The organism is Pontibacter populi (assembly GCF_019336435.1).
GTDB classification, from domain to species: Bacteria; Bacteroidota; Bacteroidia; order Cytophagales; family Hymenobacteraceae; genus Pontibacter; species Pontibacter humidus.
Window position 1 is genome coordinate 804,597 of sequence record NZ_JAHWXQ010000002.1, and the last position, 23,627, is coordinate 828,223.

At 46.2% G+C, this 23,627-nt stretch carries 19 protein-coding genes; 4 read left to right on the forward strand and 15 right to left on the reverse strand.

Features of this window, described 5'->3' with window-relative positions; genetic code table 11:
• Window positions 1–132: 132 nt before the first annotated feature.
• Window positions 133–558 carry a thiol-disulfide oxidoreductase DCC family protein gene (locus KYK27_RS10005; protein WP_199109877.1) on the reverse strand — a complete coding sequence of 142 codons (426 nt, stop codon included), beginning with the start codon at window positions 556–558 and terminating at the stop codon, window positions 133–135.
• Complete coding sequence (locus tag KYK27_RS10010; RefSeq protein WP_199109878.1) at window positions 558–3,176, reverse strand: gliding motility-associated C-terminal domain-containing protein; 2,619 nt, start codon at window positions 3,174–3,176, stop codon at window positions 558–560. Before KYK27_RS10010 ends, KYK27_RS10005 begins: the two co-directional genes overlap by 1 nt.
• Window positions 3,177–3,570: 394 nt before the next feature.
• On the opposite strand from KYK27_RS10010, the gene KYK27_RS10015 reads away from it, so the two are divergent.
• From KYK27_RS10015 to KYK27_RS10030, 4 genes are all read left to right on the forward strand, one after another.
• Window positions 3,571–4,245: a succinate dehydrogenase cytochrome b subunit gene (locus tag KYK27_RS10015; RefSeq protein WP_199109879.1), complete on the forward strand. Its 675-nt coding sequence runs from the start codon at window positions 3,571–3,573 to the stop codon at window positions 4,243–4,245.
• A 21-nt stretch (window positions 4,246–4,266) separates the two neighbouring features.
• The gene (locus KYK27_RS10020) at window positions 4,267–6,201 is read left to right on the forward strand and encodes a fumarate reductase/succinate dehydrogenase flavoprotein subunit (protein WP_199109880.1); all 1,935 of its coding nucleotides are present in this window, start codon (window positions 4,267–4,269) and stop codon (window positions 6,199–6,201) included.
• Window positions 6,202–6,352: 151 nt separating this feature from the next.
• On the forward strand, window positions 6,353–7,108 hold the full coding sequence (locus tag KYK27_RS10025; RefSeq protein ID WP_199110229.1) for a succinate dehydrogenase/fumarate reductase iron-sulfur subunit: 756 nt from the start codon (window positions 6,353–6,355) through the stop codon (window positions 7,106–7,108).
• A 147-nt stretch (window positions 7,109–7,255) separates the two neighbouring features.
• Window positions 7,256–7,780: an NADPH-dependent FMN reductase gene (locus KYK27_RS10030; protein ID WP_199109881.1), complete on the forward strand. Its 525-nt coding sequence runs from the start codon at window positions 7,256–7,258 to the stop codon at window positions 7,778–7,780.
• A gap of 94 nt (window positions 7,781–7,874) precedes the next feature.
• Here the strand turns inward: KYK27_RS10030 and ftsZ are convergent, their stop codons facing one another.
• The 13 genes from ftsZ to mraZ all read right to left on the reverse strand — a co-directional run bounded on the left by ftsZ (window position 7,875) and on the right by mraZ (window position 23,221).
• Complete coding sequence (gene ftsZ, locus KYK27_RS10035) at window positions 7,875–9,398, reverse strand: cell division protein FtsZ (protein ID WP_233150363.1); 1,524 nt, start codon at window positions 9,396–9,398, stop codon at window positions 7,875–7,877.
• A 26-nt stretch (window positions 9,399–9,424) separates the two neighbouring features.
• Complete coding sequence (gene ftsA / locus KYK27_RS10040) at window positions 9,425–10,729, reverse strand: cell division protein FtsA (protein WP_162427013.1); 1,305 nt, start codon at window positions 10,727–10,729, stop codon at window positions 9,425–9,427.
• A 10-nt stretch (window positions 10,730–10,739) separates the two neighbouring features.
• On the reverse strand, window positions 10,740–11,387 hold the full coding sequence (locus KYK27_RS10045; RefSeq protein WP_317195913.1) for a cell division protein FtsQ/DivIB: 648 nt from the start codon (window positions 11,385–11,387) through the stop codon (window positions 10,740–10,742).
• A 115-nt stretch (window positions 11,388–11,502) separates the two neighbouring features.
• On the reverse strand, window positions 11,503–12,897 hold the full coding sequence (murC, locus tag KYK27_RS10050; protein WP_199109883.1) for a UDP-N-acetylmuramate--L-alanine ligase: 1,395 nt from the start codon (window positions 12,895–12,897) through the stop codon (window positions 11,503–11,505).
• Window positions 12,894–14,006 (reverse strand): undecaprenyldiphospho-muramoylpentapeptide beta-N-acetylglucosaminyltransferase, encoded by a 1,113-nt coding sequence (murG, locus tag KYK27_RS10055; RefSeq protein ID WP_199109884.1) that lies wholly within the window; start codon window positions 14,004–14,006, stop codon window positions 12,894–12,896. The genes murC and murG overlap by 4 nt, the downstream gene beginning before the upstream one ends.
• On the reverse strand, window positions 13,999–15,165 hold the full coding sequence (locus KYK27_RS10060; RefSeq protein WP_199109885.1) for an FtsW/RodA/SpoVE family cell cycle protein: 1,167 nt from the start codon (window positions 15,163–15,165) through the stop codon (window positions 13,999–14,001). The genes murG and KYK27_RS10060 overlap by 8 nt, the downstream gene beginning before the upstream one ends.
• A gap of 25 nt (window positions 15,166–15,190) precedes the next feature.
• Window positions 15,191–16,534 carry a UDP-N-acetylmuramoyl-L-alanine--D-glutamate ligase gene (gene murD / locus KYK27_RS10065; protein WP_199109886.1) on the reverse strand — a complete coding sequence of 448 codons (1,344 nt, stop codon included), beginning with the start codon at window positions 16,532–16,534 and terminating at the stop codon, window positions 15,191–15,193.
• Between the two features lie 18 nt (window positions 16,535–16,552).
• Window positions 16,553–17,773, reverse strand: coding sequence for a phospho-N-acetylmuramoyl-pentapeptide-transferase (mraY, locus tag KYK27_RS10070; protein ID WP_199109887.1), 1,221 nt, complete (start codon window positions 17,771–17,773; stop codon window positions 16,553–16,555).
• A gap of 42 nt (window positions 17,774–17,815) precedes the next feature.
• On the reverse strand, window positions 17,816–19,279 hold the full coding sequence (locus KYK27_RS10075; protein WP_199109888.1) for a UDP-N-acetylmuramoyl-L-alanyl-D-glutamate--2,6-diaminopimelate ligase: 1,464 nt from the start codon (window positions 19,277–19,279) through the stop codon (window positions 17,816–17,818).
• Entirely contained in the window at window positions 19,279–21,378 is a 2,100-nt protein-coding gene (locus KYK27_RS10080; RefSeq protein ID WP_199109889.1) for a penicillin-binding protein, read from the reverse strand. Before KYK27_RS10080 ends, KYK27_RS10075 begins: the two co-directional genes overlap by 1 nt.
• On the reverse strand, window positions 21,368–21,784 hold the full coding sequence (locus tag KYK27_RS10085; RefSeq protein ID WP_233150364.1) for an FtsL-like putative cell division protein: 417 nt from the start codon (window positions 21,782–21,784) through the stop codon (window positions 21,368–21,370). Before KYK27_RS10085 ends, KYK27_RS10080 begins: the two co-directional genes overlap by 11 nt.
• Before the next feature lie 55 nt (window positions 21,785–21,839).
• Entirely contained in the window at window positions 21,840–22,754 is a 915-nt protein-coding gene (rsmH, locus tag KYK27_RS10090) for a 16S rRNA (cytosine(1402)-N(4))-methyltransferase RsmH (RefSeq protein WP_199109891.1), read from the reverse strand.
• Complete coding sequence (gene mraZ / locus KYK27_RS10095; RefSeq protein WP_162427023.1) at window positions 22,754–23,221, reverse strand: division/cell wall cluster transcriptional repressor MraZ; 468 nt, start codon at window positions 23,219–23,221, stop codon at window positions 22,754–22,756. The genes rsmH and mraZ overlap by 1 nt, the downstream gene beginning before the upstream one ends.
• Between the last annotated feature and the right edge of the window lie 406 nt (window positions 23,222–23,627).

The window sequence follows — 23,627 nt, forward strand, 5'->3', positions numbered from 1 at the left end:
TTGATACTTGCTGATTGTTATATAGCTAAATTGCTAAAGGCTAAATTGCTAAAGGCTAAATTGCTAAATGGTTATGCAAACTAGAGTTTACTCTCTCCTCTAATAAGAATTTAACAATCAGCAATTTAACAATCAAAAATCTATAAACCTGTCCCGCTGGTGTGGTTCCGGAAGCAAACAGGCTTCGCGGCGGCCGGCAATTTTGTAGCGGTGCCTGGCTATGAAACTATAGATTTTATCGCGGAAAGATACTGGAATAAACCTGAAATAGGAAAACAGCGCGAACGGAAAATTAAGATGGCGGGCAATCCGGAGAGCTGCATCCGAAGCAAAATATAGGTTGCCTTGCTCATAAAACAGCACAGCATCGGGCAGTGGGTCAGGTATTTGCGATGGGGGCACAAGCTGTTGCAGCACCTCTCCCTGCAACGTTGCAAAGTGCAGATCCTGCTTCCGGTTATACTTTAAAATGAACTGTACGCTGGCCTGGCAAAAGCCGCAGGAGCCATCATAAAAAACAATAGCCTTATCCTGCAGCTTTTCCCGGTCAGTTTGCATTAACGTACAATCTCTACCCAGCCTTTATACTTTTTAAAGGTATTTGCCGGATCTATTGAGAAGAATTCAACCTGTGCTTCGTAATAATATACGCCATCGTTCAGTCGGTTGCCTTTAGAGTCGGTACCCGGCCAGTTGATGTCTTTATCATTGCCCTCGAATACTTTCACGCCCCAGCGGTTAAATACTGTAAACTTCACCGACTTTATAAAGCGGGCCTTTTTATCTGGCGTAAATACATCGTTCAGGTTATCGCCGTTCGGGGTAATGATGTTTGGCAGCATAAAGAAGAAGCAGTTGTCTTTGCACTCTTCGTTACTGAAATCACTCTCCACATCATTTACATCGGTAGCGGTCACTACATAGCATCCGGCAAAAGACTCCAGGCCGGTGTGCGTATAGGTCGTAATGTTAGCTGGCACCTGGGCAATTTGTGTGTAATCAGTCTGTCCCGGTCCTTTAAAGTAAACCGTATAGTGCTTGATCTCAGCTGTACAATCGCCGGTTATCTGCGGTTCCCAGGTCAGCACATTCTGATATGGTGGCTCCGTAGGACTGGCCAAGAACTCGTCGCAATTCAGCTCATCTATAGTTAGAATCGGCGGACAAACCAGTTTTGGCAGTTCCGCACATACCTGCTGGCTCTTGTTCTCTAGCGGCTCTTTTATTTCTGAGAGTTGGTAAGTGCCATTTGCCAACACATAGTAACAATAGGTTTTACCACGCTCCAGAGGTGCCGTCGCCGAACCCACATCCACAAATGTTCCACCCTTGGCTGAAGCTTTTACTGTAGCAATTGCTTTAAATTCCCCGGTTGTGCCCTCGCGCCTGAAAATGGTATGCGGCAATATCTCATTTCGCCATGGCACACTATAGGTCCAGGACAAAGTGATATTTTTATTTTCATCTTTCGATGGCGTTACTGTCAGGAACACGCTTGACGCCGAAGTTGTGTCGCGCAATACTGTTGGCGGCCCCGCCGTAGTTGCAGACTGGTAGAACTCCAGCTTGTAGCGGTAAGCTTTCTCAACTGTATTCAGGCCTGTGTCTTTAAAAATAGTATCAGAAAGCGTAGTTGTTCTCTTAACTTCCACATAACCTGTATTGGCTCCTGCTTGTCCTTCTTTGCGGTATAAACGATACTGTAAAGGAGGTGTAAGCTTATCTACTTTGCGTGGTTGAGTCCATTGTACGGTTATCTGGCCTGCTGTTGTGCTGGTGTTGGTTACCGTTACATTTGTCAGGTATGGTATATCCTGGTCTACCATGATACACACTTCGCGGCTAGCTATACTCTTGCCACGGCCCGGCGATGGGAACTCGGCATATATAATATAGCAGTACTGCACCCCGGCTTTTAACCCGGTGTCCGTATAAGTGGTTGGCCAGTTTCCATTGGCTCCTTTGCGAACTTCAGCTATAAACACATAGCCTGAACTGGCTGGCACACCGGTCTCGCACCTGTCCGGCACAAAGTTAGACGGTCCCTCTCGCCGATATATCCGCATCGTTTCCGCATTCTGGCATATGTATTTGTCCCAGTCGAGCTTAACGGTTCGGTCTCCTCCTTCGGCCCGCAGGTTTTGCGGCGGCGGCCCGACTACACGGATATTCCAGGGTTGCAGATCGGCCAGCTTTTTGCCAGCCGCCGGCTGGTCTTCCGCCCTGAAAATTACCTGGTATGGCCGCTCACGTACGTCAGCACATTCTGTTGACCATGTCAGGCGACCAGTAGCGAGACCAGGTGTTTTTGTTAGTTGTGTAAAGCTGGCGCGGGGAGCAGAACCTCCCGGGCCTGGAAGCAGAATACCACCAAAAGCTGTGATCGTGATCAGATCATCGTTCACGTCAGTGGCCCGAACTATACCGGTAAAAGTCTCACCGGCAATAATACAGGTGTCAAGTGGTTCCAGCACCGGGGGATCGTTTTCAGCATCTATGACCAGTATCTGCATGTCACGCACTACCTCACCGAGCTTGATCCTGCCACCGGTTGCCGTAACACGCCATTCTTCTACTACAAATGCAACGTTATATTCTCCCTTCCGGCAGGGAGCATCCCAAACAAGCTGCCCGTTTTCCATGTTTAGGGTAAAGGTAGCTGATCCGGTGCCTGCTGCGTTGCTGCAATTAAAAGTACGGTCAGGTAAACTATAGCCCGGCACCGGCGAAATGTTTCCGGCAATATCCGTACGCAGTGGCACGCGCAGTTTAAACGACAGGCTATCCCCTTCCGGGTCATACGCGCCCGGGTTGTGTACCCATCTTTTTCCTACAGATGCTTTATCTATAGGTGCTACTGTCAGGATTGGTGTGCTGTTAAAACCCCGCAGGGCGCTCACGTTTATAGTTGTAGAGATGTAAAAAGTAAGCTGGTCTGATGGAGGAGTGATGTTAAGAATGCCCGGGTTTCTGTTGATACCATTCCAGGCAACGGTATATGTTCCGTCAGCTCCATACGTATATTCCCAGGTAAATACTTCCTTATCTATCAGGTCAGAAGGGTCACCAATAGGTGTAACAGATTTACGCGGAACAATTATAGTATTGCCATCGCCAAGAGAAATTGTTACCTCCGGATCATCAGCCAAAGAGGCGCGGTCCGTATACATAATCATAGTGAAGAAAAACCGGCGGGGTTTAGGGTCTGGGGTCGTATCACGTCTAGCAGTGATGTCTCCAGCTCTAATGTGTGTAGCCTGTGCCTCAGTAAGTGAACCCAACAGCAGTATCAACACCCACAACAAACCACCCGGCAACAGGTACCTTAAGCGTAAACTTTTTGGCATATAGGTAGGATTAGGCGGTAAACAAAGGTATAACTTTAACTTAAATTTTCACTTTTTATTGCTAACTATTGCAGGTAAAGCGTGTTATAAAGGTATGATTCTTTGTCGTACGCATTGCAATTTAGATTGATTCAAAATACGATATTAAAATTGTTTTATATAAGGTGCACATGTACCTTTGAGAATTAAAAACGCTTATTAACTTAACCTTTAATTAATACAGATGAATTGGTTTACTAAAACGTTTTCCAGTACACTCGGACGCAAGTTCATCATGTCGATCACGGGTCTGTTCCTCTGCTCATTCCTGGTGGTTCACCTGGTAGGTAACCTCACTTTATTCAGACAGGATGGCGGCGAGGCTTTTAACATCTATTCGCATTTCATGGCTAACAACCCGATTATCCGCACCATGGAATTCGTATTAGTAGCAGGTTTCCTGTTCCATATTTACGATGCTATTGTGCTTACCCGCCGCAATAAGGCTGCCCGCCCTGTGGGTTACGCAAACAGCCATCCTGAGCAGAACAGCACCTGGTCATCTCGTAACATGGGGCTACTGGGTACCATTATCCTTGTGTTCCTGTTGGTGCACCTTTGGAATTTCTTCGTACCTGCCCGTTTTGGCGAATTAGAAGGTGTTCCGAACGCTGATTACCTGAACCTTTACAGCGAAGTTGTTTTAGCTTTTAAAAACCCGATCTATGTGGCATTATACGTAATCGCAATGGTTGCGCTTGCTTACCACCTGATTCATGGTTTCCAGAGCGCGTTCCAGTCGCTGGGCCTGACGCACAAAAAGTACACACCATTTATCCAGAAGTTCGGTTACGCATTCTCAGTTTTGATTTGCCTTGGCTTTGCTGCCATTCCGCTCTACTTCTTTTTCTTCGTGTAACATCCAGATTCTATAGTTGATATGATATTAGATTCTAAAATCCCTGAAGGGCCATTGGCTGAAAAATGGGACAAGCATAAATTTAATGTGAAGCTGGTTAACCCGGCTAACAAACGTAAATACGATGTAATTGTGGTAGGTACCGGTCTTGCCGGTGCATCTGCTGCTGCAACCCTGGGCGAGCTTGGCTATAACGTTAAAGCGTTCTGCTTCCAGGATTCTCCTCGCCGTGCACACTCTATTGCGGCGCAGGGTGGTATAAATGCTGCTAAAAACTACCAAAACGACGGTGACTCTATTTTCCGTCTGTTCTATGATACTATAAAAGGTGGTGACTACCGTGCCCGTGAAGCGAACGTTTACCGTCTGGCACAAGTGTCTGTTAATATTATTGACCAGTGCGTTGCGCAGGGTGTTCCTTTTGCACGTGAGTATGGTGGTCTGCTTGCAAACCGTTCGTTCGGTGGCGCTCAGGTATCGCGTACGTTCTACGCACGTGGCCAGACCGGCCAGCAGCTGCTTTTAGGTGCTTACTCAGCACTTAACCGCCAGATTGCTTACGGTAAAGTAAAAATGTATCCACGCACTGAGATGCTTGACCTGGTAATGGTAGATGGCAAAGCACGTGGTATAGTTGTTCGTAACCTGATCACAGGTAAAATTGAATCACATAGCGCGCATGCTGTCGTATTGGCAACGGGTGGTTACGGTAACGTATTCTTCCTTTCTACCAATGCAATGGGCTCTAACGCTACGGCGGCCTGGAGAGCACACAAGAAAGGTGCTTTGTTTGCTAACCCTTGCTTTACCCAGATTCACCCTACCTGTATCCCGGTTTCAGGCGAGTACCAGTCTAAGCTTACGCTGATGTCTGAGTCGCTTCGTAACGATGGCCGTGTATGGGTTCCTAAAACAGTTGAGATCGCGCAGCGCCTTCGTAAAGGTGAGATCAGAGTTAGCGATATTAAAGAAGAAGACCGCGATTACTACCTGGAGCGTAAGTATCCTGCCTTTGGTAACCTTGTTCCTCGTGACGTGGCTTCGCGTAACGCGAAACTGATGTGCGACGAAGGCCGTGGTGTTGGTGCTTCCGGACTTGCTGTATTCCTTGACTTTGCCGATGCGATCAAACGCGAAGGTCAGCCAGCGATTGCTGCGAAATATGGTAACCTGTTTGAGATGTATCAGAAGATCACAGACGAGAATCCATACGAAAACCCAATGCGTATTTACCCGGCTGTGCACTATACCATGGGTGGCCTTTGGGTAGACTATAACCTGATGACCAACATCCCTGGTTTATATGCTACAGGTGAGTGTAACTTCTCTGATCACGGTGCAAACCGTTTGGGTGCTTCTGCGCTGATGCAGGGTCTTGCTGATGGTTACTTTGTGATTCCTTATACTATAGGCGATTACCTGGCTCAGAATCCGACAGCAAAAGTTACTACAGACCACCCTGCCTTTAAAGAAGCAGAGCAGGCTGTAATAGCTAAAAACAACCAGCTGCTTTCTATCAATGGTTCCCGTACCGTAGATGATTTCCATAAGCAGCTTGGCCATATTATGTGGGATTACTGTGGTATGGCCCGAAACGCAGAAGGTCTTCAGTTTGCAAAAGGAGAGATCCGTAAGCTGCGTGAAGAGTTCTGGAGAGATGTGAAGGTTGTTGGTGTAAACGAAGAACTGAACATCACTTTAGAGAAAGCCAACCGTGTTGCCGACTTCCTGGAACTTGGTGAACTGATGGTAGAAGATGCACTACAGAGAAACGAGTCTTGTGGTGGTCACTTCCGTGAAGAATACCAGACACCTGAGAACGAAGCTCTTCGTGACGATGAGAACTATGCTTATGTAGCTGCCTGGGAGTTTACAGGTGTTGGCAATGAGCCGGTACTTCATAAAGAAGAACTGAAGTTCGAGAACGTGAAGCTAACACAGCGTAGCTATAAATAATTGATTGTGATAATTAAAAATTAGAAATGAGAAATTAGAAATGATCAGCTGTAACTATAAAAGGATGAGCTTCTTTCTAATAATTTCTAATTCATAATTTATAATTTCTAATTTAAAAGAAATGGCTGGAAGTAATCCAAATGCTAAACCAATGGACCTGACACTAAAGGTTTGGCGCCAAAAAAATAGAGAATCAGCAGGTAGTATGGTAACATACCCTGTAAAAGGCATTTCCCCGGACATGTCGTTCCTGGAGATGCTGGATGTGCTGAACGAAGACCTGCTGCGTGGCGGCCAGGACCCTATCGCTTTCGACCACGATTGCCGTGAAGGTATCTGCGGTATGTGCAGCCTGTACATTAACGGTCGTCCGCATGGTCCGGAGCGTGGTACCACTACGTGCCAGCTACACATGCGTCACTTCAATGATGGTGATACGATAACTATAGAGCCTTGGAGAGCAGCTGCTTTCCCGGTTCATAAAGACCTTGTCGTGGATCGTTCTGCTTTTGATCGTATTCAGCAGGCTGGTGGTTATGTATCTGTAAATACAGGTGGTGTACCGGATGCGAACGCTATCCCGATCGGAAAGTCTATCGCTGATAAAGCGTTCGATGCTGCGACCTGTATTGGTTGTGGTGCCTGTGTAGCAGCCTGTAAAAATGCTTCAGCTATGCTGTTCGTTTCTGCTAAGGTGTCTCAGATGGCTATGTTGCCACAAGGCAAGGTAGAGGCTAAAACTCGTGTAGAGAACATGGTTGCCCAGATGGATGTGGAAGGCTTTGGTGCCTGCTCTAATACTGGTGCCTGTGCTGCCGAGTGCCCTGTAGGCATTTCTCTTGAGAACATTGCCATCATGAATAGAGAGTATCTTTCAGCGAAAGCCACGTCAGAGCACGTAGCCTAATAGCTTTAAATGACTTTAAAAGGCGGGGCAGCAATGTTCCCGCCTTTTTTGTTTTAAATCGCTTTGTGCTTAATATTGTTGCCACATCACCAAACTATAACCTTACCTGCTACTCCCGGTTTAAGGAGTAACTATAAACTATAGCACATGATCACACTTATTTCAGGAACAAACAGGCCTGAATCTAATAGTATAGCTATTGTAAATATGTATGCCGCGCTCTTGCAAAAGCACGGCGTGCCTTACCAAATACTGGACCTGGCAGCGCTACCTGCTGACTTTATAGTTTCCGCGCTTTACGATAACACCGGTAAGAATGAGCAATTCAATCAACTGGCCGGTATGATCGCCGACTCCGATAAGTTTGTGTTTGTGGTACCTGAATATAACTCTTCCTACCCGGGCGTGCTGAAAGCATTTATTGATGGGCTCTCCTACCCTAATACATTCAAAAACAAGAAAGGAGCTTTAATAGGCTTATCATCTGGCATGCAGGGCAGCGGACTGGCACTTAGCCATCTCTCTGATGTATTGAACTACCTTGGCATGCATATCATGGCTATGCGCCTTAAACTGGCTCATATCGAAAAGAACTTTGACGGCACACAGCTTACCAACAAACTATACAACGAACTCCTGGAGCAGCATGTGGAGGAGTTTCTGAATTTCTAAGTATAGCCTGAACTATAGCTATAGTTTGGGAATAGTATAAAAACAGAAAGGGCTCCCAAAACTGGAAGCCCTTTCTGTTTTTATAGTTGATCACTTAGTCAACGTTATCGTGCAGGAAACGATTATCACCTAAGATCTCATTATCATCATTCAGGTTAAAGCGGGAGATGTTACGCTCTGAAGAATGCGCTACTGACTCCAGCGCTACATTACGACGCAGGTAAGCAGGAACTTCAAGCTTCTCTTTTATAGCTTCAGTTGTGATCTCAGAACTCAGTCTGCGAAGACGCTCACGGCGCTCTTCCTGTCTGCGCTTCATCAGCTCGCGCTCTTCCAGTTCACGGGCTACACGATCATCTGCCTTTGGCGGGTAAAAGCTTTCTGGTGTATCTGTAGCACCCAGATCGAACACGATACGGGTTGGCTGCTGCTCAACTGGCTTGCGTACTGCCTCATACTGCGGAGCAGGTACCGGTGCCGGGATTGGCGCAGGAGCCGGAGCCTGAACTATAGGAGCTGGGGCTACAACCTGTTTAGGTACAAATGTAGTTACCTCAATAACCTCTGGTCTGGCTGGCTCAGCTACTTCAATTTTTTTTTGGCTCTCCAGGTCAAACACCGTCTTTTTAGGCTCCATCAGGTTATCGGTATTGCTGGCAAAACCTGTAGCAATAACTGTAACGCGAATGCTCTGGCCTAAGTCAGAATCAATACCATGACCGAAGATAACTTCAGCTTCCTGGCCGGCTTTGTCCTGGATATATTCTGTGATCTCAGTTAACTCATCCATTTCAAGCTCTGCCTGCTCACCAGACATAATTGAAAGAAGGATTTTCTGAGCACCATGAATGTCAGTGTTGTTCAATAACGGAGAAGAAAGTGCTTCTTCGGCAGCACGTAACGCACGGCCTTCGCCTTCTGTTATCGCAGAACCCATCACTGCGGCACCAGAGTCTTTCATTACCGTTTTAACGTCTTCAAAGTCAACGTTCACTTCAGCTGTAACTGTAATAATCTCAGCTATAGATTTAGCAGCCGTGGTTAACACGTTATCTGCTTTTGCAAATGCTTCACGGATGGTCAGGTTACCAAACATCTCGCGCAGCTTGTCGTTCAGGATCACCAGGATCGTGTCGCAGTTTTCGCTCAGTTCTCTAACACCATCTTCAGCAGCCTGCTTTTTCTTGCGGCCTTCGAAACCGAAGGGAGCTGTAACTATACCAACTGTAAGTATACCCAGCTCTTTTGCAACTTTTGCAATTACAGGAGCAGCACCAGTACCAGTACCACCACCCATACCTGCTGTAATAAATACCATTTTGGTATCGTTGCTCAGCATTTCACGGATTTCTTCCTTACTTTCAAGAGCTGCCTGCTTGCCTTTTTCAGGGTTTGCTCCTGCTCCAAGGCCTTCTGTCAGGTTTTGACCAAGTGCCAGTCTTGTAGGAACGCTGCTGCTTTTAAGGGCTTGTGCATCGGTATTACATATGATAAACTCAACATCTTTAATGCCCTGGTTATACATATGGTTCACAGCGTTGCTTCCACCGCCCCCGACACCAATCACCTTAATGATAGACTTACTGCTTGACGGTAAGTCGAAAGTGTACATGCTCATGCTAATTTCTCCTGCTCTGTTATGGGTTAATAACTTTGTTTGTTGTCGTCTATATCATCAGATAAGAAGCCTTTTATCATACTGATGATACCGCCTTCTTTACCTCCGGCTTTAGGGGCCGGCTTTTTATATTCAATTCTTTCCGGTGCTTCAGATACTCTCTCGGCACTGCGATTATCCAGCGACTGGAAACCGGCAAGTACAAGGCCTACACTGGTTGCATACATCGGGCTCTTCACAGCATCAATCTTCGATTTGCCAAGGTGCTCATTCGGGTAACCGATACGCGTATCCATCCCTGAAATGTATTCTACCAACTGCACCAGGTTCTGAAGCTGTGCTCCACCACCTGTAATAACTATACCGGCTGCCAGGCTGTTTGCATATCCTGATCTTACGATCTCGGCATATACCAGCTCCACTATCTCTTCCATTCTTGCTTCGATAATAAAAGCAAGGTTCTTCAAAGATATCTCTTTTGGCGTACGATCTCTTAATCCGGGGATAGAAACTATCTCATTTTCTGAAGCTTCGTCTGCAATAGCTTTGCCAAATTTCACTTTCAGTTGCTCGGCCTGGTTTTGCATTACCATGCAGCCCTGCTTTATATCTGATGTGATGATATTGCCGCCGAAAGGTAAAACAGCTGTATGACGGATAATATTGTCTTTAAAGATCGCTATATCTGTAGTGCCACCACCAATATCAACCAATGCCACACCTGCTTCACGCTCCTCGTCGCTCAGCACCGACATGCAGGATGCCAACGGCTCCAGTATCAGCTGATCAATTTCCAGCCCGGCACGGGTAACGCATTTATTGATGTTGCTGATAGCGTTTGACTGTGCTGTAATGATATGGAAGTTCCCTTCCAGACGCACACCAGACATACCTACCGGATCAACTATTCCTTCTTCGTAATCAACCTTGTACTCCTGCGGCATCACATGAATGATCTCGCTCCCCGGAGGTGTTACCAAACGGTACATGTCGTTAGTGAGGCGATTCACGTCTTCAACAGTAATCTCGTTATCAGTCACGGCACGTGTAATACTGCCATTGTGCTGTAAACTTTTAATATGCTGACCGGCAATCCCTACGTTCACTACGCCAATGTTGATGTCTGCCTGCGCCTCTGCCTGGCTTACTGCCTTTCTGATCGCTTCTACCGTTTTATCGATATTGCTGACCATACCACGCACAACCCCCTCAGAAGCTGCTTTTCCCATTCCCAGGATCTCCAGCTTACCATACTCGTTTCTCCGACCTACAAGTGCGCAAACTTTGGTTGTGCCAATGTCCAAGCCTACTACTATTTTGTCGTTCTGCATATCTGTATATTTATTCGCAAATTATCTGATCTTCAAACTCTACATTTACTCTTTTATATTTGTCCCACCCCATCACAGGCAGCACTTCTTTATAAAAGATCATTAGTTTCTTAAACTTCTGCTCTGCATTTGCCGGCCTGCCAAACTCTATCGTATGGTCGCCAACCTGCGGCAAAAAAGAAACTTTACCCTTGCCATCTATATGCATCTGGGCTAATTGTGCTTTCCAAAACTCATCATTCTCAATGAACTGAAGTAGTGAAAGGTAGTTCTGGCCAACCGAATCCTGGAAAAACTCCTGGTTAAGAGGTTTTAAAAGAGCCGATTTGGTAATTGGGATTACACGAGCGGTGTATCTTTCTGAGAGAGGCAGGATGTGCCCTTCTAAATCGATGTATACATCTTGATCTGGTCGTATAATTCTTGCAATAGGCCTGTTCTGTTTTACTTGCACATGGATATTGCCATCCAGTCCCCGATAAACATCTGCATCTGCCACAAATTTGTGTGATTCGATGCGTTTTTCAAGGTTCTTCAGGTCAATATTTTTATTGGAAACACCTTCAATCTTTCGATCTCCGTCGCGGGTCAGTAAGTCCTTTACTTCCTTATCCCCAATAAAGTAATTATTGTACTCATTATCAATTTTTATTGCCACTTTCTGACAAATTTTTTCATTTTGTCTAGAATTGGCAAAGCCCGCTAAGCCTCCGATTGTAACGATGCTACAACCTGCAAAAATTAAAGATTTTATTTTACTATTCAAGCCCATGCTACACTTTTTCTAAAATATTTTTGATAGGCTTCACTAATGTATCAATATCACCTGCTCCAACGGTTGCCAACACGTCAAAATCAGTGTTCAGAGCTAAATTATCCACAATTTCAGCCTTGCTTATCAACGATTTTGCAGGGCATGAAATCCGCTCCAAAAGCATTGCTGAAGTAACGCCTGGAATAGGTTTTTCGCGGGCAGGGTAAATATCCAGTAACACCACTTCATCTGCCTTACTCAGGCTCTCTGCGAACTCATGTGCGAAGTCGCGGGTACGCGTGAAAAGGTGTGGCTGAAATATCACTTTAATTCTTTTGTTCGGGTACAGCGCACGCAGCGACGACATGAACGCATCGATCTCTTTCGGATGGTGTGCATAGTCATCGAGGTATACTTTTCCATTGCCTTCGTACACAAATTCGAAGCGACGCTTTACACCTTTGTAAGACTCAACGCCACTACGTATCTGATCTTCAGGCACCTGCAGAATTTGCGCGGCAAGGGTGGCTGCCAGCACGTTCTCCGCATTATGAAAACCAGGCACTCCCAGTTGCAGCGAACCTATGTTATGAAGCGGGCTTACCACATCAAATTTGAACCAACGACCATCAATGCTAAGGTTCTGAATATGAGCATCTCCGGAGTCTAAACTATAGGAAATAACATGCACACCAGGCTGAATCTGAGCTGTTAATCGTGGATCTGTATTTTTGTTCAGTAACAAGTAGCCGCCTGGTTTTATCTGACTCATGAACCTCTGAAATGTACGTATCAGTTCCTCGCCATCACCATAAATATCCAAATGGTCTGGGTCTGCGGAAGTTACGATTGCAATATCCGGAAAAAGGGTCAGGAAAGAACGGTCATATTCATCTGCTTCCACTACTACCAGTTCCTGCTCCCGCTCTCCTTTACTGATCAGCAGGTTAGAATTAATGTTCGTAGCAATACCCCCTAAAAAGGCAGAAGCATCTACGCCGGCATGGTGCAACAAGTGCGTAACCATAGACGAAGTAGTAGTTTTGCCATGTGTACCGGCTACGGCAATTGTAAAGGCATTTGCTGTAATGATGCCTAATACCTCAGAGCGTTTTTTTATAGTATAGCCCTGTGATTTCAGGTAATTCCATTCGGAATGCTCGGCAGGAATCGCAGGAGTTAAGATGACCAGTGTATTTTCCTTATCCTCCAGAATTTCCTGTGGCAGGTTTGCCATGTCATCATCGTAATGAACTATAATCCCTTCCTGCTCCAGTGCTTCGGTAAGCGGAGTTCTGGTTTTATCGTAACCCCAAACCGGGAATCCTTTGGCATGGAACCACCGGGCAATAGCGCTCATACCAATGCCGCCAATGCCTAAGAAGTAGATATACCTGTAGTCTTCCAGTCTCACTTTATCAGTTTTACAAGTTCGTTCACAATTTCGGCCGCCGCATTAGGGCGTGCCATTTTCTTTATATTGTCAGAAAGCCGCTTCTGCTCCTGCTCATCCTGTGCCAGCTGCAAGGTTGCCGGAATCAGTTTCTGCGCCGCTTCTACATCTTTCACCAGTATGGCCGCATGCTGCTGCACCAAGGCCATCGCATTTTTAGTCTGATGATCTTCCGCCACATTCGGTGAAGGTACCAGTATACATGGTTTTGCAGCCAGGCATAGTTCAGAGATCGACAGCGCACCCGCTCTGGAAACAACTATATCAGCGGCAGCATAGGCCAGGTCCATGCGCTTGATAAAGTCAAAAACACGGATGCCTTTCTCTGTATAGTTTGCTTCCAGTTCTTTGGCTTCAGTATAGAACCCTTTGCCAGTTTGCCAGATCAGCTGATATCCAGCTTCTGCCAGTTGCGCCAGGCCACCGGCAATACTATGGTTTATAGTTCTGGCACCAAGACTACCGCCAATTACCAGTATTGTTTTCTTTTCTGATGTAAGGCCGAAATGCAAAAGTGCTTCTCTCCTTTTCTCAGTTATGTCCAGTATATCCTGGCGAACAGGGTTGCCGGTCAGTACAAGCTTCTCTGCCGGAAAGAAACCTTCCATGTTTTCATAAGCCACGCATACTTTTCCGACTCTTTTTGCCAGTAACTTATTCGTGATGCCCGCATAGGAATTCTGTTCCTGGATAAGCGACGGAATACCTTTAGCTGTGGCAGCATATAACAATGGCCCACTGGCATACCCACCCACGCCAACTACAGCATCTGGCTTAAATTCCTTTATGATTTTGTGTGATGCCCGTATACTTGAAAGCACTTTCAGCGGGAATGACAGGTTATCCAGGGTTAACCGGCGCTGCAAACCACTGATCCAGAGCCCTACAATCTTGTAACCTGCTTCCGGCACACGCGTCATTTCCATGCGGCCTTTGGCGCCCACAAACAATATCTCAGATTTTGGACTGATAGCCTTGATCTGGTTAGCAATGGCGACTGCCGGATAAATGTGTCCGCCAGTGCCACCGCCACTGATAATGATGCGATATGGTCTGTGCGTATTAGGCATTTACCGGTACTTTAGCATTTATACCTGCTGCAGCACCAACGGCTGCACTTTTAAATTCACTATCGGTGCGGCTCACACTAAGGATAATCCCCAGCGAAATGCCTGTAAAAATCAACGATGTACCACCCATACTTAAGAGCGGCAACGGCAAACCGGTGATCGGACCTAAGCCAACAGCTACGCCCATGTTGATCATACCCTGTATCACCAAACTAAAACTTAAGCCGGCAGAAAGTAAGCCTCCGAAGGCTCCTGTACTATTTACCACCGTAACCATGCCACGGTAGAGCAAGGCCAGGTAAAGGAACAACACGGCAGCCCCTCCGATCAAACCATATTCTTCTAAAATGATTGCAAAGATAAAATCTGAGTAAGGGTGCGGAAGGATGTCGCGCTGATCGCTGTTTCCAGGGCCTTTACCCACCACACCACCTGTGGCAATAGCAATGTAAGACTGCTCTAACTGGAAAGGTGTTTCCGATTTATCCAGGAAAGCTTCTACACGACTAACCGCTGTACCTAATCGCTGGCCAACTGCCAGTGCTCCGCCACCAACTATAATTACGATCACGAAAACTGTAGCCAGGTACTTGAATGGCACACGACCGATGAACATGAGCAGCATACAAGTAGCAAATAGCAAAACAGCTGTTGATGTATTCGTCAGCGCGATCAAAGCGCAGATTGCCACCGTCCAGATCATCATCGGGACCAGCGTTTTACGCCAGTCTTTTACCTGTAACTGTACTTTGGCCAGCATACTTGCCAGGTAAGAGATCAGGGCCAGCTTTGCTAAATCCGAAGGCTGGAATGTCTGGTTAATAACCGGTATCGTGATCCAGCGCGAAGCATCGTTGATGTTAGAACCCCAGAAAAAGGCAAAAAGCAGCAACGGTACAGAAAGCACCAACGCCACCAGCGATAACCTGGAATAATAACGGTAATTGATCTTATGTGCAGCCCACATGAACGCCAAGCCCAGAAAGATCAGTGCCGAGTGTTTCAGCAGGAAATACTCGGTATTGCCTTCATGCGATTTATAGGCAAGCGTACCTGTGGCAGAATACACCACCGCCACGCTCAAAAGCGAGAACATCAGAACGATACCCCACAATACAGGATCGCCCTTCAGGTTTTTCTGTAACCACTGCTTTACCATAACCTTTGGCTAAAAATTGTTATGCTTATTTCTTTAAAACTATTTTATCAACCGCTTCTTTAAAGCGCTGCCCTCTGTGCTCATAGTTATTGAACAGGTCGAAACTGGCGCAAGCTGGCGAAAGCAACACTACATCTCCGGGTACAGCCAGTAATTTTGCCATGCGCACGGCATATTCAATCGAGTCTGTCTCAGCAATGATCGGAACCACCTTGTTAAAAGAACGCTCCAGTTTTTTATTATCCTTGCCTAGGCAGATCAGTACTTTTACTTTTTCACGGGCCAGTTCTTCCAGCGTACTATAGTCATTGCCTTTGTCCACACCGCCTGCAATCCAGATAATCGGTTGCTTTATGCCTTCCAGGGCGTACCAAACTGCTTCCACATTGGTCGCTTTTGAGTCATTTATGTAGCTTACATCTTTGGCTACGCCCACCAACTGCAAACGGTGATCGGCATTCTGAAATGTTTCCAATGCCTGGGCTATAGTTTCGTCAGATACCTGGAGCAGTTTTGCAACCGCGGCAGCTGCCATGGTATTGTACTGGTTATGCTTCCCGATCAGGCTGGATTTAGATGCATCCACCTTTCCTTCAAAGAAGTTGATATCCAGTTTTATAGTTGATCCCTCAAAATACACTTTAGCGCCTACTGCGCCTTCCAACGAGAATGGTATAGTTGTACCGCCAAATGCAGCCGAATTGAATGTCTTTCTGATATTCTGGTCATCTGCATTATAGATGAAATAATCGCTGCCCGTCATATTCTGGGCTACCCGCAGTTTTGAGGCTGCATAGTTTTCCATACTATAGCCATAGCGATCCAGGTGATCCGGCGTAATGTTCAGGAGAACAGCGATGTGCGCTTTAAACTGATACATGTTATCCAGTTGAAAGCTACTTAACTCCACCACGTAGTAATCGTGCTTGTTATCGATCACTTTCTCTGCCAGGCTCTCCCCTATGTTACCTGCCAGGCCAACATTCAGGCCGGCACTTTTTAACAGGTGATAAGTCAGCAGTGTAGTGGTTGTTTTACCGTTGGTGCCGGTAATGCAGATGAATTTTGCATCGGTATAGCGGCCTGCAAACTCTATTTCAGAAATGACCGGTATCTGTCTTTTGGCTGCTTCTTGTATAACTGGAGCTTTATCAGGAATGCCAGGACTTTTAACGATTTCGTTAGCATCTAGAATATTGGTTAGGGTGTGTGTGCCTTCTTCAAATGGTATGGCTGCTGTTGCCAGCTTTGCTTTATACTCGACTTTGATCTGCCCCATATCCGACACAAACACGTCAAGCCCTTTGGCCTGTGCCAGTAATGCGGCTCCAACGCCACTTTCTCCCGCTCCAAGTATAGCTATCTTCATTTTTCTCTTTTATTCTGATTAGCGAAGTTTCAAAGTTGCCAGTGTTAAAATCGCCAGCATGATGCCCACAATCCAGAAACGGCCAACAATTTTAGACTCGTGGTAACCCAGCTTCTGGTAATGGTGGTGTAACGGTGACATTTTAAAGATGCGGCGGCCTTCGCCATACTTCCTTTTGGTATACTTAAAGTAACTCACCTGTAGCATCACTGAAAGGTTCTCGACCAGGAAAATGCCGCAAAGGATAGGTATAAGCAGCTCCTTACGAACTATAAGTGCAAGTACTGCAATGATACCGCCAATGGATAAACTGCCTGTATCGCCCATAAATACCTGCGCCGGGTAGGTGTTGTACCACAGGAAACCAACGCATGCTCCCACGAAAGCCAGACAGAAAATGGTCAACTCACCGGAGTTAGGAATGAACATGATATCCAGGTAATCGGCGAAAATAGTGTTACCTGATACCCAGGCAAAAATTGCCAGCGTTAGCCCAATGATTGCCGAAGTACCTGCTGCCAGACCATCAATACCATCTGTAATGTTAGCCCCGTTTGATACCGCTGTAATAACCAGAATCACAAAAGGAATGTACAGGTAACAAGACCAGCCCTGGAAAAGCGGACCGGCAAATGAGAACAGGTTGCAGTAATCTAATTCGTTGTTTTTGCGGAACGGTATCGTGGTGATCATGCTGTGCACATCCACATATTGCTTGGATGCATTTACAGCCGAGGTTCCGCCATCAGCAAAGATGTACTGGCGTACCACCACATCGTCGTTAAAATAAAGCGTAAGGCCAACTATAAGCCCTAGCCCGATCTGACCCAGAATCTTGAAACGACCGGCCAGCCCTTCCTTGTTCTTCTTGAAAACCTTGATATAGTCATCCAGGAAGCCGATAGCGCCTAACCAAACGGTAGACACCAGCATCAGGATAATGTAGATGTTATCAAGTCTTGCAAACAAAAGTGTAGGAACCAGAATAGCCAACAGAATGATCAGACCGCCCATAGTTGGCGTACCTTTCTTTTCCAGCTGTCCTTCCAGACCCAGGTCGCGGATGCTTTCACCCACCTGCTTGCGCTGCAATACTCTTATCAGCTTACCGCCAAAAATCATCGCGATCAGCAGCGATACCAGAACGGCCATACCTGCACGGAAGGAAATGTACTGGAACACGCCGGCTCCAAACAGATCATATTCCCTATCAAGGTAAGTAAAGAGGTAGTATAACATTTAAATTTATTCGTTACTCTTGGCTAAAAGATGTAGTTCGTTTTATTTCCCCAGTTGCTGAAAGGTTTCCTGTAGCACCTGCTTGTCATCAAAAGGATATTTTACCCCTTGTATTTCCTGGTATGTTTCATGGCCTTTCCCAGCAACCAGAATGATATCGTCCGGCTCGGCCAGCATACAAGCTGTTTTAATCGCTTCTTTCCGGTCCAGCACCGATAATGTTTTTTTATAGTCCAGTGGCTTCACACCTTTCTGCATGTCGGCCAGTATAGTTTGCGGCTCTTCAAAGCGCGGATTATCCGAAGTCAGGATAACTTTGTCGCTCAGGCGGCAGGCAATATCTGCCATAACCGGGCGTTTGGCTGCATCGCGGTTACCGCCACAACCAACTATAGTTATTACTTTCTGCAACGGCGTACGGATCTGCTGAATCGTGTTCAATACATTTTCCAGCGCATCCGGCGTGTGCGCATAGTCCACTATTCCGGTTATCTGTGCGTCAGAAACGATGTAATCGAAACGGCCAGCTGCTGAATCGAGGGCAGAAAGAACCGTTAAAGTCTCCGTCGGATCTTCGCCTAACAACACAGCCACGCCATAAGCACCCAGCAGGTTGTAAGCGTTAAAAGCACCGATCAGTTTGCACCAGATCTCGTTTCCGTCTATGTCCAGGTGTAAGCCCTGAATGGTGTTATCAATAATGCGGGCCTTGAACTCTGTGGCTTTGCGAAGCGAGAATTCGTGGATGCCGGCCTTGGTATTCTGCACCATCACCGAACCACGTTTATCATCGGCATTCACCAAAGCAAAAGCGCCTTTCGGCAGCATATCAAAGAATGATTTCTTTGCTCTAATATACTCGTCGAAACTTCCGTGGTAGTCTAAATGATCGTGGGTGATATTTGTAAAAACGCCACCTGCAAAGGTTAACCCGGCAACACGTTGCTGTACCATCGCATGCGAACTCACTTCCATAAAGCAATGCGTGCAACCGGCCTTTACCATCTTTGCCAGCAGCTCATTAAGTGTTACAGCATCTGGTGTAGTATGCGTAGCCGGAATAATCTCCTCGTCAATCTGGTTCTGTACCGTTGAAAGCAAGCCTACATGGTACCCAAGTTCGCGGAACAGTTTATGCAGCAGGGTTACGGATGTAGTCTTGCCATTTGTGCCGGTAACACCTACCAACTGCAGTTTGGCCGAAGGGTTATCGTAAAAATTGGAAGCCAGTTGTCCTAAAACTTCTGCACTGTTGTTAACCATCACATAGGTAACGGCAGGGTTTTTCTCCTCCGGCAGTTCTTCGCAAACTATAGCTACGGCATTTGCTTCAGCGGCTTTTGTGATATAAGCATGACCATCCGCCTGCACTCCGCGCACCGCAACAAACAACACACCTGCCTGCACTTTACGTGAGTCAAAAGTTATACTTTCAACAGGCACATCAAGCGAGCCGATCGTGTTCAGTACCTGAACGTTGTGTAATAATGTCTGCAGCAACTGCATTAGCTTAAAACTATAGTTATCTGTTTAATTTTACTTATCGTTGACCCAGCCTCCAACGACTGTTTCTGTACATGTTTGCCTACCCCCTGAACATTCACTTTCAGGTTTTGATTACCCAGAATAAACAAGGCATCACGTAGCGTTAGACCTACCACATCAGGCACTTTTCCATCCAGAACTGGGTTCGGAACAAAATCCAGTGAGCGGCGGCCCGGCTGTACTTTCACCCATTCTTCGTCTGTCGTTTTAGGGTGATTACTGATGCCAAGACGATTGCAGATCGTAGACAGATCATCCAGGCTACCGGCTTTTACCAAAGGCAGACTTTCTTTATTTGGTGTTACACGCTCACGCAGCGACTTATGCATTTCCAGATCGCGGGCGTAGGCTTTGTCGGCCAGTTCTTTAAAAACAGGCGCAGCTACATCCGAACCATACACGTTCACCCCTTTCGGGCTGTCAATGATCACAATGCAACTGTATTTTGGATTATCAGCCGGGAAGTAACCTGCAAAAGAAGTGGAGTATTCCCGCACGTATTTGCCCTCCTTTACCTTACGGGCTGTACCGGTTTTACCAGCTACAGTGTAGTCAGCACTTTTAATGTTTCTGGCAGTTCCATTCTCTACCACTCCTTCCAGCATACCTCGTACTTTTTTCAGCGTAGCATCGGAGCAAACTTTCTCAACCAACACACGCGTTTTAAAAGACTGAACCACTTTGTCTGCCTTGCGGATCTCTTTTACAATGATCGGCTGGATCTTAGTACCATTGTTGGCAACAGCGTTATACAAAGCCAGTATTTGCAGCGGCGAAAATTTGGTTTCATATCCAATAGCCATAGATGTAAGCGTGGTACCGTACCAGGTTCTGTCCTGAGGGTGCTTTATGAACGGACGGGCCTCGCCATCTAACTGAAAACCCAGCGTATTACCAAGACCAAATTTATCCAGGTAATCCACATAGGCCTGCTGGTTGCTACCAAAGTGCGTCTCCATCAGCTTGGCAACCCCGATATTAGAAGACTTCTCGAACACCTGCTGCACAGTGATCTTACCATAACCGTTGATCTTGGCATCGGTCATGTATGTATCTTTAATGCGGTATCTTCCGTCACCGGTATCAATAGTATCAGTCAGGTTTACCTCCGGAGCGTATTCAAATAAGGCCATCATGGAAGCAAGCTTAAAGGTAGAACCCGGCTCTGTACGCCCCTGAGCTCCAACAGCATAGTTATAGTCTTCAATGTAGCCGCCTTTGGTTTTACCCAGGTTAGCCATTGCCTTTATTTCACCGGTCTTTACTTCCATCATGATCACAGTACCATAATCGGCATCTGTTTTCTCAAGGGCTTTGTAAAGGGCATTTTCTGCAACGTCCTGCAGGTTAATATCTATCGTTGTTTTGATATCGTATCCGTGCTGTGGCTTAACTTCGGTGCCATCATAAATAGGCTTGCTACCTCCGGCAATGCGTTCAAAAAGTGCTTCTCCATCCGTACCGGCCAGATTGTTGTTAAAACTATACTCCAGTCCGGCTCCGTTCTTATCTTCATTTATAAAACCGATGGTACGCTCTGCCAGCATACCAAATGGCTTAAAGCGCTTTTCTACTTTCTCAAAAATTACCCCGCCTTTGTTTTTACCACCTCTGAAGACCGGCCATTTCGCCATCATCTTTTTATCCTGGTAGTTGATCTGTCGGCTGTTCAGACGGATATACTGACGTCCGGCGTGGCGTGCATTCTTGATCTTACGACGATAATAATCCTCAGACTTATCGCCATAAAAACGCGAAAGCAACATCGAAAGAGAATCTATGCCTGCGTTAAAGGCCTGAGCATCGGCAATTGTAGGGTCAAAAGCTACGCGGTAAAACGGCAGCGACGTTGCCATAATACTCTCGTTATCGGAGTAAATATTACCACGCGTGGCAAAAACCGGCCGGTAATAAATGCGGCGCTCTTTAGAGATCGCTTTCCACTTTTCGCCGTCCGTGATCTGGATTACACAGATCTTGTAAACTATAGCGCACGCAAAAAAACAGATAACCAAAAAGGCTACCCGCACACGCAGTACTATGGATTTCTTAATATTCATCTTCCGAAACGATAACCTGATAGGGTGGAGATGAACTTTCTTCGAGGCCAAGCGGAGCCACATTACGGGCAACTTCTGATTGCTTGCTGGCCTCCATGTAATCCGACTTCAGGGTAGTGTAGTCGGCGCGCAGGTCTTCGGTTTCAACCTTAACCTTGTCTATTCTGCGGATGGTTTTTTCGGCGTAATGGGTATTGCCGATATAGAATAGCGTGAGCAGTGTTAAAAATAAAATGCGGGGAAGATACTTAAGGGGTACACCTTCTTCAAAAAGAGCATCAACGTTGGCATATTTTTCCAGTAACCCAAAGATACTGAAACCTTTACGCCTTCTCGGCTTTGGAGCCTCCTCTTCTGGCTTCAGACGCACCGTGTTTGCTCTGGGTGCGCTTGCTCTCTTAGTCATAAGGTTAGAAGCCATAGTTACACTTTTAAAAAATTCGGCTTATTAAGCCAGGTGTTTAATCATCTAAATCTCTTTTCGCTGCTATTCTTAGCTTTGCGCTCCTGGAGCGACTGTTAATCAGTAATTCTTCTTCTGTTGGCACCACCGGTTTCCGGCTGACTGCATCCAGCGGTTTTATTTCGTTACCAAACAGGTCTTTCTCAACTTCCCCGAAAAACTTGCCCTTGGCTATAAAGTTCTTTACCAACCGGTCTTCGAGAGAATGATAAGAGATCACTGCCAATCGTCCGCCCGGTTTCAGCACTTCGGCTGCCTGTACCAGCATCTCTTCCAGCGCCTTCATCTCGTCGTTTACTTCGATGCGGAGCGCCTGGAAAACCTGCGCCAGATATTTATTTTCTTTGCCTTTCGGCGTACAGGAACGTATTGCCTGTTTAAAGTCTTCTATCGTCTCGATCGGCTTGCGAGCCCGTTGTTCTACTATAGTTCTGGCCAATGTTTTGGCGTTTTTCACTTCGCCGTATATGCCAAAAATGCGGTGCAGCTGCTCTTCAGAGTAATTCTCTACTACTTCCTTCGCCGAATTGCCCTGATCATAGTCCATGCGCATATCCAGCGGGCCGTCAAAGCGGGTAGAAAAACCTCTGCTGCCTTCGTTAAACTGGTGCGATGAAACACCAAGGTCAGCCAAAATGCCATCCACTTCTTTTACACGATGCAGGCGCAGGTACTTTTTCAGGTCGCGGAAGTTGGCACGCACAAACTGAAAGTTTGGTCCCTCCAGCTTCTTCGACTGCTCTTCTGCATCCCGGTCCTGGTCAAAACTATAGAGCTTACCGGTTGTAAGCCTGCTAACTATAAGTGCTGAATGTCCGCCACCACCAAAGGTCACATCTACATACACACCGTCGGGTTTTATTGCCAGGGCATCAACCGACTCTTCCAACATTACGGGGCGATGGTATTCCATTACAGCAACGGCTCCTTTTCTTCTTTATCTCCTAAGAACTTCTGCGCCAGCTGCGAGAAATTCTGCTGATCCTTGATCAGGAACTCTTCATATTTATCCGGGTTCCAGATCTCTACACGGTTACCCAGACCAACTATAATTACCTCTTTATCCAGTTCAGCGAAGCGGGCCATAGTACGTGGCAGCACAAATCTCCCTGTTCCGTCCAGTTCAATCTCAGTGTTACCTCTAAAGAAGTTACGCTGAAAATGACGGTACTCTTCGTTAAACTCATTCAGGCCGGCCACCTTATCGTAAATCACTTTCCACTCTGCCTTTGGGTATAATACCAGGCAAGGCTCAAAACCCCTCATCAGCACCACATGATTGCCAGACGCCTCCGGCAGGTTAGCTTTTATCTTTGCAGGTAAAACTAACCTTCCCTTTGGGTCAATTTTGCATTCAAATTCGCCAGACAGGAAGTTCATGTTTTTCTTTAATTGGTCCGTATAGTTTTCGGAGTATACAAATGTAACGATTCAACAAAACTCCGCAACCACAATCTCCCACTTTTTACCACTTTGTGGATAAATTACGGTAATCCACACCACTTATCCACATTATCCACATACGTATCAACCCACTTTGGGTATAACTATATTTGAATATTTGAATGTAATCCACTATTATACGAGGCACAGCAAGTGTAAAAGACTATAAATCAATTTGTTAGCCATAACACAAAATCATCACCGGCAAGTGGTGTGGATTTCCACAGTAAAAGTGGAAGAAAGTGGGAGGCGTGGGGGAAAGTGGAAGACTTTACCCGAAAGCGTGGGGAAAGAGGGCAAAGTTTGCCAATTATAAGTAATACACTAACTATAAACAGGTTAG